General features: G+C 42.7%; 12 protein-coding genes. 4 read left to right on the forward strand and 8 right to left on the reverse strand.

The features are described 5' to 3' along the window. Window positions 1–14 precede the first annotated feature (14 nt). The 3 genes from PI95_RS04750 (at window position 15) to PI95_RS04760 (ending at window position 3,434) form a co-directional block, all read left to right on the forward strand. A complete protein-coding gene (locus PI95_RS04750) occupies window positions 15–1,499 on the forward strand; it encodes an ABC transporter substrate-binding protein/permease (RefSeq protein WP_039743706.1) in 1,485 nt (494 codons plus the stop codon). Between the two features lie 84 nt (window positions 1,500–1,583). Further along, a complete protein-coding gene (locus tag PI95_RS04755) occupies window positions 1,584–2,318 on the forward strand; it encodes an amino acid ABC transporter ATP-binding protein (RefSeq protein WP_039743708.1) in 735 nt (244 codons plus the stop codon). Between the two features lie 180 nt (window positions 2,319–2,498). Next, a complete protein-coding gene (locus tag PI95_RS04760; protein ID WP_039743710.1) occupies window positions 2,499–3,434 on the forward strand; it encodes a lysophospholipid acyltransferase family protein in 936 nt (311 codons plus the stop codon). Window positions 3,435–3,563: 129 nt separating this feature from the next. Here the strand turns inward: PI95_RS04760 and PI95_RS04765 are convergent, their stop codons facing one another. Beyond that, window positions 3,564–4,241 carry an antibiotic biosynthesis monooxygenase family protein gene (locus PI95_RS04765; RefSeq protein ID WP_236116934.1) on the reverse strand — a complete coding sequence of 226 codons (678 nt, stop codon included), beginning with the start codon at window positions 4,239–4,241 and terminating at the stop codon, window positions 3,564–3,566. Window positions 4,242–4,281: 40 nt separating this feature from the next. After that, window positions 4,282–6,954, reverse strand: coding sequence for an MGH1-like glycoside hydrolase domain-containing protein (locus tag PI95_RS04770; RefSeq protein ID WP_039743715.1), 2,673 nt, complete (start codon window positions 6,952–6,954; stop codon window positions 4,282–4,284). A 53-nt stretch (window positions 6,955–7,007) separates the two neighbouring features. Between PI95_RS04770 and PI95_RS04775 the strand changes: the two genes are divergently transcribed. Beyond that, on the forward strand, window positions 7,008–7,376 hold the full coding sequence (locus PI95_RS04775; protein ID WP_163518616.1) for a hypothetical protein: 369 nt from the start codon (window positions 7,008–7,010) through the stop codon (window positions 7,374–7,376). Here the strand turns inward: PI95_RS04775 and PI95_RS04780 are convergent. The 6 genes from PI95_RS04780 to PI95_RS04810 form a co-directional block, all read right to left on the reverse strand. After that, window positions 7,311–7,538 (reverse strand): SDR family NAD(P)-dependent oxidoreductase, encoded by a 228-nt coding sequence (locus PI95_RS04780; RefSeq protein ID WP_039743717.1) that lies wholly within the window; start codon window positions 7,536–7,538, stop codon window positions 7,311–7,313. The genes PI95_RS04775 and PI95_RS04780 overlap by 66 nt on opposite strands. Window positions 7,539–7,627: 89 nt before the next feature. Continuing rightward, complete coding sequence (locus PI95_RS04785) at window positions 7,628–8,041, reverse strand: fasciclin domain-containing protein (protein WP_039744169.1); 414 nt, start codon at window positions 8,039–8,041, stop codon at window positions 7,628–7,630. A gap of 131 nt (window positions 8,042–8,172) precedes the next feature. Further along, entirely contained in the window at window positions 8,173–8,907 is a 735-nt protein-coding gene (locus PI95_RS04790; RefSeq protein ID WP_039743719.1) for a glucose 1-dehydrogenase, read from the reverse strand. A 2-nt stretch (window positions 8,908–8,909) separates the two neighbouring features. Next, window positions 8,910–9,848 carry an NmrA family NAD(P)-binding protein gene (locus PI95_RS04795; protein ID WP_039743721.1) on the reverse strand — a complete coding sequence of 313 codons (939 nt, stop codon included), beginning with the start codon at window positions 9,846–9,848 and terminating at the stop codon, window positions 8,910–8,912. A gap of 801 nt (window positions 9,849–10,649) precedes the next feature. After that, a complete protein-coding gene (locus tag PI95_RS04805) occupies window positions 10,650–12,041 on the reverse strand; it encodes a UDP-glucose dehydrogenase family protein (protein WP_039743724.1) in 1,392 nt (463 codons plus the stop codon). Between the two features lie 97 nt (window positions 12,042–12,138). Continuing rightward, window positions 12,139–13,095 carry a UDP-glucuronic acid decarboxylase family protein gene (locus PI95_RS04810; protein WP_039743726.1) on the reverse strand — a complete coding sequence of 319 codons (957 nt, stop codon included), beginning with the start codon at window positions 13,093–13,095 and terminating at the stop codon, window positions 12,139–12,141. Between the last annotated feature and the right edge of the window lie 472 nt (window positions 13,096–13,567).

The following is a 13,567-nucleotide window of genomic DNA, read 5'->3' on the forward strand; positions in this document are numbered from 1 at the left end:
GCATCTACCAAAAAATGAAGAAACGCAAAGCTTTGCTATTTACGGTGCTGCTTGCTGCAATCGTGGCAATTAGCATTGTTACGAGTTACAGCAATCCTCTACAAGCTTCGTCTGTGGGCAAAGATACGCTGACGTTGATTACTTCACCCGATTATCCTCCCTATGAGTATTACGACACTCAGGGAGGAGAACGGAAAATCGTTGGCTTTGATATTGATATTGCTCGGGCGATCGCCAAAGAACTAAAATTTAAACTCAAGGTGATGGAGTCGGATTTCAACGGCTTAATTCCCGCACTGCAAGCAAATCGGGCTGATTTTGTCATGGCTGGGATGACTCCGACTCCAGAACGCAAGAAAAACGCTGATTTCTCGATTATCTATTACGAAGCCAAAGATACGATTGTCGCGCCGAAAAATAGCAACCTGAAGCAACCGCAAGACCTTGCAGGTAAAACAGTCGGCGTACAATTGGGGACAATTCAGGAAACAAATGCGAAGAAAATTGCCCAAAAAGTTACAGGTGTCCAGTTAAAACAACTCAACAAAGTGCCGGAAGCAATTCAGGAAATAAAATCGCGGCGAATTGATGCGGCTATTGTTGAGGATACCGTTGCCAAGGGATTCGCGCAAGCTAATCCAGATTTAGAATTTAACGCGATTCCTTCAGAAGAGGGAAGTGGATCGGCGATCGCTTTCCCGAAAAACTCTGCTTTAGTTGAACCTTTCAACAAAGTCCTTCAGCAAATGAAGGATAAAGGTGAAATACAACAATTAGCAACCAAGTGGTTTTCACAAAATACTGCCGCATCCTCATCAGCACCCGCACCCCAAACCGGACTGAATCTCGATTTCAGCAGAATCCTTCCCGACATTCCCTTTATTCTTCAGGGAATACCATTAACTCTTTTGTTTACTTTATTGTCAGTATTTTTAGGTTTAATTTGGGGGACTGTATTATCCTTATTTAAAATTGCCGACATCAAGCCGCTGACTTTATTTGCTAATGCCTACACCTCTATATTTCGAGGCACTCCACTACTTTTACAATTGGCTTTAGTTTACTACGCAACGCCTCAACTCACAGGTTATGATATTTCCGCATTGCAGGCGGGTGTGTTAACTTTTACCCTCAACTCTGGCGCGTATATGTCAGAAACTATTCGCGGAGGAATTCAAGCAGTAGATAAAGGACAAAGTGAAGCAGCGATGTCAATGGGTGTTTCTTACTGGTTGATGATGTGGGATGTAATTTTACCCCAAGCTTTAAAGAACATTTTACCAGCTTTGGTGAATGAAACTATCGGACTATTAAAAGATTCGGCGTTGGTGTCAACGATTGGTGTGGTGGAAATTTTACGCAGCGCTCAAATTATCGGCGCAAATAAATATATCTACTTTGAGCCGTTGTTGTTTGCAGGATTGATTTACTATGTTTTAGTCATGGGTTTGACTTTCGGTGCCTCCGCTTTAGAAACAAGATTAAGGCGAAGTGAATAATGTAGTGAGCGCTTCAGCGCTCTTCAAGACTATGAAAGCATTTAGGATATAAATTTTAATGGCTAAAGCCATTACTACGAAAATATGAGTCAAGCTGTAATTCGCACGGAATTTTTATGTAAATCTTTTGGGAAACTCGATGTTCTCAAAGATATTTCCACAGAGATTTATCAAGGTGAAGTGGTGGCTATTCTTGGTCCTTCGGGTTCGGGTAAGTCTACTTTTCTGCGATGTATGAATTTGCTGGAACGTCCGACTAAAGGACGAGTTTACTTTAATGAACAAGAAATCACCAACTCTAAAACAAACATTCTCAAAGTTCGCTCTTCTTTGGTGATGGTGTTTCAACACTTTAATTTGTTTCCTCACATGACAGTGCTGCAAAATGTCACTTATGCACCGATTAAAGTGAAAAAAGTTGATAAGCAACAAGCAAAACAGAAAGGATTGGAGTTACTTGGTAAAGTCGGTTTGGCAGAAAAAGCCGATGTTTACCCATCTAAATTATCTGGAGGACAAAAACAACGAGTTGCGATCGCTCGCGCATTAGCGATGGAACCGGAAATGATTTTGTTTGATGAACCAACCTCAGCTTTAGATCCAGAAATGGTCAAAGATGTGTTAGACGTGATGAAAAGTTTGGCACAATTAGAAATCACGATGGCGATTGTAACTCATGAAATGGGATTCGCTAGAGAAGTAGCCAGTCGAATTATGTTTCTCGACCGAGGAAGTATAGCCGAGGATACTACACCCAGCGAGTTTTTCCGAAATCCGCAGTGCGATCGCGCAAAGCAATTCCTCGAAAAAATGCTGTAATCTTTTTTGTCGCGCAAACAAAGTAAACTATTAATTATAAGACTTACGCAAAAACTCTCTCGCTCCTCTTATTCCTCTGCGTCCTCTGCGTACTCTGCGGTTCGTTAATTCAATCGCCAAACATCGGTTTTCAGTCCGCTCTCGATAGCTCACATTAAATTCTAATCTGAGAATAGAGAAATGAAATCCACCTCACCAGATCAACCAATTCCTCATCCAGAACTTATTTTACCACCACTGACCAAAGCAACAATTCAACGAGCAAAAGAGGGTGTTGCTTACGCACGCAACGATCGCGCTAATAATGCGATCGCCGAAGCGTTACTCTCAGCAGAAAATGGTTCCGAAGAGAAAGTCAGCGGTGAGGTGCGACGAAAAGTGTTGCGAACTATAATTCACACTCTTTTTCAAATTCAAGTTGAATTTCCCGAACGCATTCCTCAAACACCGGCGCTGATTGCCGCTAATCATCTCAACCACATCGATCCATTTCTCCTACTATCAGAGTTGCCTGCAAACCCCTATTACCATATTTTGGGCGATGCCCGCACACTTTACAACAATTGGTGGAAACGTTTATTTATGCGTTTAGCTAAAGGAGTAATTCCCCTAGAACGCATTTGGAAAGAAGAAATTGCAGTGATTTCAGGTGCAAAAGCAGGACGTTCAGATTTAGCTGAATTGGCAGATGATATTCAACAATATGTCCCTCAAGGCAATTCTATAGAGACACTGCGACGCCTAGATCGCATCGTTCAAGGCATTTTTGCTTGTGGAGATGGAATTATTTTGTTTCCAGAGGGGAGACTTGGCAGCGTTGAAGGTGAATTGCAACTACCCCTCAAGCGTGGTGCGGCAATTTATGCTTTGCGTTCTGGCGTGCCGATTGTACCTGTAGCACTCATCGGTAGTCAAGATTTGTATTTGAGAAAAGAATTAACTCTGCGTTTTGGTGAAGCGTTAATTTTTCCTGAATCTCATCGACCAAAGTCGAAAGAAATACAAGCTGTGTTGGATGAATTGCAAGCAGCGCTGGTTGCTTTATTGCCAAAAGATTATCATGAACCAGAAGAACCAAAGTTATTACGTCACTTTTTGAATCGCATGTTTTGGTAATAAGGGTGAATGGGGAATGGGGAATGGGGAATGGGTAATGGGTAATGGGGAATGGAAGACTGAAAAAAACAATTACCAATTAGCAATTAGCAATTACCTATTACCTATTCCCAATTCCCAATTCCCAGCCTAATCAGCAGGTTCGGTGAAGACAACTTCGTAGAGATGAAACTGATTTTCAGCTAAACCTTGCCAATATTCATTCAAAGGTTTGTATTTTGGATCTGTTACCAATACTTCAAAATTATCTAGAGTGCGCCACTGTCCGTAGTTTACATTATGTACGCCATCAAGGGAGCGATGAAAGTTAGCAGAAATTAGGTCTGGATGTTGTAACCCTACTTTGACATATTCTCTCTCTAATTCCACCAGACGCATTTGATTTTCTGGCTTGACTTTAAATTCGGCAAGGTGAATTAAACCACCTTTGGCTATTTTGCGTGTGGCATCATCTGGGAGAGAAACAACGACTTCGTAAACGTGGGATTCGTGAATTTGAAACTGAGAAAGCTTTGCCCCAAGTTGACGCAGTTCAGAGTTATTAATAAACGCTTGATAGTCTTCTTGAGTTTTCCATTGCGCGTAATTCATCACCCGGACACCATCTATACTTTTGTGGATGCTAGATGAAACAAAACCCGGTTGGTGTTTGACGCCTTTTTCCACAAATTCCACAATAGTATCAACAAGTTCTTGCTGTCTTTCTGGTTCCACAGCAAAGATAATTATCACGGTAATAACATCATTGTTTTTGGCAATAGTCGGCATTGTGAAATTTACCGTAGTGAGGACTGAAGTCCTCATCATATTATGAAATAAGCACTTAAGTGCTTACTACGATAATGTTTTATCTTCTACAGCCAATATCTTCTAATAAACGCGCAATTAATGCTGTCCAGCCGGTTTGATGATTTGCCCCCAAACCGTGCCCGGAATCTCCACAGAAGTACTCGTAATAGAGAATTAAATCGCGCCAATGAGGATCGTCTACAAAGTATTGATTATTACCCTGCCAAGGGCAGCGTCCTTGTTCGTCAGGAAGAAATATCTGGGTTAATCGCTTTTGCAGTTCGTCTGCTACTTGTGAGAGGTTCATCATTTGTCCGGAATTTGTGGGACATTCAACTTTTAAAGAGTCGCCGTAAAAGTGATAATAACGTTCTAAAGCTTCAATAAGCAGGTAATTTAAGGGAAACCAAATTGGTCCGCGCCAATTGGAATTGCCGCCGAAAAAGTTGCTGTTAGATTCTCCCGGAAGGTACTTGACACAATACTCTTGATGGTCAAATTTCAAGATATAAGGATGATCTAAATGATGGCGGGATAAAGAGCGAATGCCATATTTAGAGAGAAATTCGGTTTCATCTAGCAAGTAGTGCAGCACTCTTTCTAAACGTTCTTGAGAGGGAATTGCTAACAACATGCGTCCGTGATCCCGCGCTTTTTTCATGCAGGAAATGTGCTGGGTTACGTCTTTACGATTTTTGAGAAACCACTGCATTCGTTTAGAAAATCCTGGCAGACGCTCGATTAAATGAAAATCGATAGTTTCAACGGCAAAAAATAGCACAAGTCCGACAAGCGATCGCACTTTCAATGGTATATATTTATCATCCACCTCAAGCTGATCGTAATAAAATCCGTCTTCTTCGTCCCACAATCCAGTTCCACCGAGTCGATTCATCGCATCGGATATGGCGATGAAATGCTCAAAAAACTTCGATGCAATATCTTCATAAGCCGGGTCTTCATCAGCTAATTCCAGCGCCATTGCTAGCATGGTTAGGCAGTAAAATGCCATCCAAGCGGTGCCGTCTGCTTGTTGAAGATTTCCCCCAGTGGGAAGCGGTTTGGATCGATCGAAAACTCCGATGTTATCCATCCCCAAAAAGCCGCCAGAAAAGATATTTTTCCCGGTAGAATCTTTGCGGTTCACCCACCAAGTAAAGTTTACCAACAATTTTTGGAAGACACGCACCAAAAAAGTGCGATCGCGTTCTCCCTTACACGCAGTAATTTTATAAACACGCCAACAAGCCCAAGGCAATACTGGCGGATTTGTCGCCGAAAAGTCAAATTCGTAAGCTGGTATTTGTCCGTTGGGATGCATATACCATTCCCGCAGAAACAAAATTAGCTGCTGTTTGGCAAACTCTGGATCGATTTTGGCAAAAGCGACAATCTGAAAGCCTAAATCCCAACTTGCATACCAAGGATACTCCCATTTATCCGGCATGGAAATAATATCACGGTTGTAAAGTTCAGTCCAATCAACATTACGTCCGTTTTTTTCTCTTTTTGCTGGAGGTTGTGCCGGATCGCCTTCTAACCACTGCTTCACACCGTAATGATAAAATTGTTTTGACCACAGCAACCCTGCATAAGCTTGTCTGACTACTCGGTTTTCGTGTTCGCTAAGGTTGCAAGAAACGCGCTTTTGATAAAATTCTTCTGCTTCGTCGATGCGTTGTTGAAATATCCGCTCAAAGTCTTCATCAAATGGTTGTTGTGGTGCTTCGTCTTGGGCAAATAGCCGCAACCTGATTGTAACTTCTTCCTTTGCTGGTATTTCTAAATGGTAGTGTGCGGCTGCTTTTGTACCCACCATTTCCGGATTGACAGCATCTTTGACACCGCTGACAATATAATCGTGAAAAGCATCTTTAACGTAAGGACTGGGATTTTCAGCCGCGTTAAACAACTTTACCGCGTTTGTCTCGTTGTCGGTAAACAAAAATTTAGGCGGTTCGCTACCTAAAAACGGTTCAACTGCAAGATGAAATTTGCCCAAAGTTTCCTGATCGAGCAAAAGTTCTCCATCTTTTTTATACTCGATGCGCGGTTTTGACCAATAACTCTCGCCCGTGCGACCCCAAGACCAAGTATTTTTAAACCAGATTGTGGGTAAAATGTCAAGTGTAGCCGTTTGGGATGCGCGATTGGCAACGGTGATTTTAATTAAGATATCGTTGGGACTGGCTTTAGCGTATTCCGCAAAAACGTCAAAGTAGCGATTTTCAGCAAAAATGCCTGTATCGATAAGTTCAAATTCTGATTCTGATTCGCTGCGCTGCTGGTTTTCTTCAATTAAGCGCGTGTAGGGAAACTCGCTTTGGGGATACTTATAATTAGCTTTGAAATAAGAATGGGTGGGTGTTGAGTCGAGGTAAAAGTAATATTCTTTGACATCTTCACCGTGATTTCCCTGACTGTTGGTCAACCCGAAAATGCGTTCTTTGAGAATTGGGTCGCATCCATTCCACAAAGCAAGGGCAAAACAAAGACGACCTTCGCGATCGCATATTCCCAAAAGTCCATCTTCCCCCCAACGATAAGCGCGACTGCGTGCTTGTTCGTGGGGGAAGTAATCCCAGTTAGAACCATCTTCCGAATAGTCCTCGCGCACGGTTCCCCACTGTCTTTCTGCTAAATACGGTCCCCAGCGCTTCCAATTTTTATCTCGTTGTGCATCTTCCCCAAGGCGTATTTCTTCAGCATCAAGGTTGTCGTTGCAGTTCATCGATTAAGTGGCGAATAATTGCTTTTGTTTCTCCAAGTTTGCTTCATCGTTGAGTGTTTTTGTATCTTGCGCGAGTATTAGAACTCGAAGTTTCAGGTTCTGAACTCGAAGTTTCAGGTTCTGAACTCGAAGTTTCAGGTTCGGAACTCGAAGTTTCATGTTCGGAACTCGAAGTTTCAGGTTCGGAACTCGAAGTTTCAGGTTCGGAACTCGAAGTTTCATGTTCGGAACTCGAAGTTTCAGGTTCAGAAGCTCAAGTTTCATGTTCTGAAGCTCAAGTTTCAGGTTCTGAAGCTCAAGTTTCATGTTCAGAAGCTCAAGTTTCATGTTCTGAACGCGATCGGCGAGTATTACTGCTAATAAAATGCGATCGCTTTACCGCCGTTTGTTGTAATCTCGTCTACAACCTCTTGTGCTGCTGACTCGCTGCTGTAATAATTCACACCCACAGCCGCACCGTGACTTGCCAAAAGTTTCGCTGTAGCAGCACCAATGCCCCGACTAGCACCAGTAACAAGCGCAACTCGGTTTTGCCGCAACTTAGTATCAGAAGATTGCTTTTGTGTTTGAGTATTTGCAGTCATGATGATTAATTTCTTTAAAAACGAACGTAGTAAGCGCTTCAGCGCTTAAATAAAGCACTTTAGTGCTTACTACAAACCTCACAAAAACTCTAAAGGCTGACTGATGCAGGCAAGAGTACGCTGTCAATTACATGGATAACTCCGTTTTCAGTTTCGATATCAGGCTGAACGACTGTGGCATCATTCACCTTGACACCATTCGAGGCATCAATTTTGACATCTGAACCTTCAACCGTCGTCGCTTGACTGAGTTTAACGACATCAGCCGCCGTGACTTTGCCAGATACCACATGATATTCTAGAATTTTTCTCAGGGTAAGGATATCTTGAAGTAGCGCTTCGACTGTTCCTGATGGCAACTTAGAAAAAGCGTCATCATTTGGCGCGAAAACAGTGAATGGACCGGGACTCTTAAGTGTGTCTGCAAGACCAGCAGCCGTAACTGCCGCGACTAAGGTGGAGAAAGTCCCCGCACTCATGGCAGTATCAACAATATCAGGCATAATTTTGATGGTATTTGTGAGAAATTGACAAAAAACGTCAAACATCCTCTAGCCTATGTCTTAGGTAGATTTACACTCTCTACCGCTGGGAGGAAATAGCAAGATTTTTTGTAATTGCTGCTACTGTTGGTCTAGACAATTCCGCCTGTAGCGCGGATATTTTGACCAGTTACCCACCCGGCATCATCAGATACCAGCAGAGAAACAACACTGGCGATATCATCCGGACGACCGAGGCGACCGAGTGGCGTTTGGGCAATCATTTGATTGACTTGCTCTTGTTCCAATACCAGACCATCAGTGTCAGTAACACCAGGGGCAACGGTATTAACTGTAATCTGGCGTGTCCCTAATTCTTTTGCCAGCCCCATACTAAATTGCTCAATCGCAGCTTTGCAACCAGCATAAGCACCGCCTGTGGCAATACTTTGTGATGTACCAGCGGAAGAAATGTTGACAATTCTGCCGTTATCTGCCATGTGGTGTGCTGCTTGTTGCAGGGAAAAGTAAACTCCTCTGCTGATGTCGAACATCGAGTTATACTCGTCTTCGGTCATTTCTGCGGTAGGTTTAAAAATGTTCTTGCCAGCGGCGTTGTTGACGAGAATATCCAGCTTGCCAAAATAGTCAAGTGTCTTTTGAAAGAGATTGCGGACATCTTCAATTTTTCGCATGTCAACTTGGATAGCGATCGCATCCGTTTTATTAGCTTTGATTGCGGAAACCACTTCTTCTGCTTTGTCTTTGTTGCCGGCGTAGGTGACAACGACATTTGCACCATCACGTCCCAAGCGTTCCGCAATGGCACGTCCAATACCGCGTGATGAACCTGTGACAATTGCGACTTTACCAGATAGAGAAGTCATATCTAAAAATTTCCTTGGCTAACAAATTGCTTGACTGTAGTCGGTTTAATCTGGGGATAACGAGCGTTATCAAGTTCGTCAAGTTTGCCTTTACCCGATACCATCGTGTAGTGATACTGTTCGGGAATGTATTCAAGTGGGCAGAAGGCTTTCTGTTTTGTTTTAGCAATCCAGGCTTTTAAATCGTCCACACTACCTAAGCGTTTTTCAACCAGTTTTTTACCTTTTACTTCTTCAAAGGTGGCGAGTAATTGTTTCATAGTGAGGATATCACCCGCAACTTTCAGCGCTGAATTGACCATTTGCGGATCGGCGATCGCCTCGGCAATATATTTCGCCGTATCATCGTATGTAGTAAAATCACACGGTTGCTCACCATCACCCCAATAGCTAAACGTACCTACCTCAAAATCAAATAACTTGGCAAAGGGTGACAATTGAACTTCGGTAAAAGCACCATTGAGAATAAAAGTATATTCAAGTCCTGACTGTTTCAAAAGCTCGGCAAATTTGATGCGAAAGTCGAGATTGTAGTTATCGCCCAAATCCAGTTTGAAGTAATCCACTGAATAATCGGAAGGGACAAATTTTTTCACATTATTATTTATCGCAGCTTCCAAGAGATTTAACTGCCCGGAAAGCACGATATCTTCACGATACAAGTTGGTTTCGTGGCTGCTACTGCCTTTAATTGCGGAGACAATTATTTCAACTTCCCGGCAAGCTTCAGTCAGACTTTGTTGGTCAAATAAATCACCTTCAACAAAAACAACTCCTTTCGCCTTTAAGTCGTCCAATTGCTGTTGCTTTTTATCGCTGATATTATGAGAGCGAATCAATCCTTTAACGTTCATTACGCCTTTTTCTAGTATCGTTAAAGCGATTTTGCTACCAAGGATACCCGTGATACCAGCAATGAGTACAGTTGGTTTTGAGTTCATAAGTTTTTATTATTATTTTGATGAAAGAGATTGGGAACGCGGTAATGGGTAATTGGTAATGGTGAGTCCAGCACAATTCTCCTGGTTTCCTTCTCCTGTCACCAAACGCAAAGAGCGTTCGTGCCGGACTTGGCGCTCTCTGAGTTGGGGTAATTGGGCATTGGGCTTAGTAATAATTCTTCCCCTTTCCCCTAGTCCAAGCGTCCCTACTCCCTACTCGTTACTCCCTACTTTCCATCACCGATGCTCCTCCGATGCTTCTAAACCAATTTTTGAGAAGTTAGCGTTATTTGTTTGTTGTTGCTAATTCTTGGACTTGCAGCTGTTAATAAACACCACTGCATTTTAAAGAAAGAAGATTTTTGCCTTTAATTGCAACTTGCCGGATGATTTTCGCTCCCAGCCTTTGCCATGCAAATAAAGACTCGATCCCATGATTTGCTGTAGGGGTATTCTTTGTCTTCTGTAACGAGCAGCATTATTATTTTGATTTGTTAAAGACATTTAGTAACCTAAGTTACTAAACTTTTTCACATATTCATCAATCTGAAGATATATGTAAATAGGAGTAGATATTCTGATATTTGTATTAAATATTTCCCAACTTCAAAACGCCGCAACCGTCGTAGAGACGTTCCACCGGAACGTCTCTACAACATGTATGATTTGCCGGACTTAAGATAAAAAGTATTAAAAATAACCAACAATACAAAATCCCCCGTTTTTTAAGCGGGGGATTAACTTTACAATAGATTCAGCCTAGGGAGAAATGGATGAATGCCGAATTTAGCTAAAATCGATTTAGCGTCCAACGCCTATATATTGGAACCCAGCCCGTACCATTTTTTCCGGATCGAGGAAGTTACGACCGTCAATCATTACCGGGTGGCACATCAACTTTGCCATTTTGCCGTAGTCGAGATTGCTGAATTGTTGCCATTCAGTCACCAATACTAAAGCATCACAACCATCTGCAAGCCGTTCGGCATCGGTTTCGACCAACACGCCAGAAAGACCATGACGCATTCCGGTTTGAGAAATAATTGGATCGTATGCTTTAACTTTCGCTCCGAGTCGGTTCAACTGCTCAATCAAATTGAGTGCGGGTGCGTCGCGCAAATCGTCGGTATCGGGCTTAAAGGTTAAACCGAGTAATCCGACGGTTTTGCCTTTGAGGATTTTCAGGGCTTGTTGGAGTTTTTCTAGAGCAATCAAGCGCTGACGTTCGTTGACGCTGACGGCAGCTTTCAGCAGGTGAGCTTCATAGCCGTAGTCATCAGCAGTATGAACCAGGGCAGAGACATCTTTCGGGAAGCAAGAACCACCCCAGCCGATACCAGCTTGCAAGAATTTGTTACCAATCCGAGAATCTAAACCGATACCTTTTGCTACTTGGGTAATATCAGCACCAACGCGATCGCAAATATTCGCAACTTCGTTAATGAAACTAATCTTGGTTGCCAGAAAAGCGTTAGCAGCATATTTAATCATTTCTGCCGAGCTTAAATCTGTTGCCAATACTGGCACTTGAGGTAAAGATTTATCTTCAGCAAAGTTGCGCTCGACAATTGGGGCATACAATTCTTTCATCATGCCGATCGCTCTTGGAGAGTTACCACCCAAGACAATGCGATCGGGGTTAAAGGTATCGTACACTGCCGAACCTTCGCGCAAAAACTCTGGATTGCTGACTACATCAAACTGAGATGCATACTCAGGCAATTTCTCTTCAATTGCAGCCCCACCTGCGGGAACTAATGTTTTTTGGCGTTCAGCGATACCATCCATAACAAGCATCCGCACCCAGTCACCTGAGCCAATAGGCACTGTAGATTTGTTGACAATGACCTTATAACCACCGTCAAGATTTGCGCCAATACCACGGGCTACAGCCTCAACGTAACGGGTATCACTTTCACCAGTGGGTAAGGGTGGTGTTCCCACAGCAATAAACAAAATTTCCCCGTGAGAAACGCCTGCACTGATGTCAGTTGTGAACTCAATATTACCCGATTGAATGGCAGACTGCATAATTTCCGAGAGTCCCGGCTCGAAAATTGGCGACTGTCCAGACTTCATTAACTTGACTTTTTCTTCGTTGTTGTCTACGCAAATAACACTATGTCCAATATGAGCCAAGCAAGCGCCTGTCACCAAACCAACGTAGCCAGTACCAATTACACAAACACGCATTTTGTTAGTTCCTTACTTTTTTGGGGTTAGTCGTCAAAGAGAAGTTTTCAGCTGTCAAAGGTTTGTAGTCCAGAGTCCATAATTAATAGTTTTTTGACTATTGACTGTTGACTATTGATTGTTGGTTACCTTTGATGCGATCGCGGAAATCTTCTACAGTCAGTTTTAACCCTTCTTGCAAAGGAACGGTAGGTTCCCAATTTAACAAAGTTTTTGCTTTGGTAATATCGGGACGGCGGCGACGCGGATCGTCAGAAGGCAAAGGCTCAAATTTTATTTCTGCATCCGGATTTATCAGGGTTTGCACGGCTTGAGCTAATTCTAAAATGGTATATTCACCAGGATTGCCTATATTTACTGGACCTACGTAGTCACTCTTCATCAAGCGTAAAAATCCTTCGATCAAGTCGGAAACGTAGCAAAAACTACGGGTTTGCGAACCATCCCCGTATATTGTCAAAGGTTCGCCCCGTAAAGCCTGAACGATAAAGTTACTTACTACCCGACCATCATTTTCTAACATCCGAGGACCATAGGTGTTGAAAATACGGACAACCCGAATATCAACTTTATTTTGTCTGTAGTAGTCAAATGCCAAAGTTTCCGCAATTCGTTTGCCTTCGTCGTAACATGAACGCAGCCCGATGGGATTGACGCTACCTCTATACTCTTCAGTTTGCGGATGAACTTCTGGATCTCCGTACACTTCGCTAGTTGAAGCTAGGAAAAATCGTGCTTTGACACGTTTAGCCAACCCCAGCATATTCAACGTGCCGATAACGTTGGTTTTTACTGTTTTGACTGGATTGTACTGGTAATGTACTGGGGAAGCAGGACAAGCCAGATGATAAATTTGATCCACTTCTAACCGAATTGGTTCGGTGATGTCGTGGCGGATGAGTTCAAAGTATGGATGATTCATCCATTTTAGGATGTTATTTTTATTACCTGTGTAGAAGTTATCCAAACAGATAACTTCATGCCCATCAGCCATTAGTCTGTCGATTAGATGGGAACCAAGGAACCCAGCACCGCCTGTCACCAAAATTCTCATAATTTACCAGTTACTTACATATTTTTGCAAAGTGCAATCGCGCCTGTTTTTAGAGTACCCAGCCTGATAATAAAAATTGAGCACTACCACGGGTAATTAAAAAGGTATTTTTCTTTTGCAATTTACTTCTAGATGCAATCAAGCAGTTGATTACTTCACAATTCACTTAGCAAAATAACAAACATTCATAGCCTAATCTGGGCTTTTCCGCAATACTTTACAAAATCTTTAAAAATATAAAGTTTTGAAACAGGAAAATGGGTCGGGGATAAGAGGGGTAAAGGGGAAAGGGTGCGGGACAAGAGGGGAAAAGGGGAGGCAGTGCGTTGCGGGGGTTCCCCCCGTTGTAGCACCTGCCGTGAAAGGAAAAAAGGGTAAAGGTGAATACAATCCGCATGAATTATTTTAAACAACTCTTTATTTTTCTTACCCTTTCCCCCTTTCCCTTTCCCCTTTCCCCCTCTTCAAAAAA

Origin of the sequence: Hassallia byssoidea VB512170, from assembly GCF_000817785.2 — a bacterium.
Lineage (GTDB): Bacteria > Cyanobacteriota > Cyanobacteriia > Cyanobacteriales > Nostocaceae > Hassallia > Hassallia carrinoi.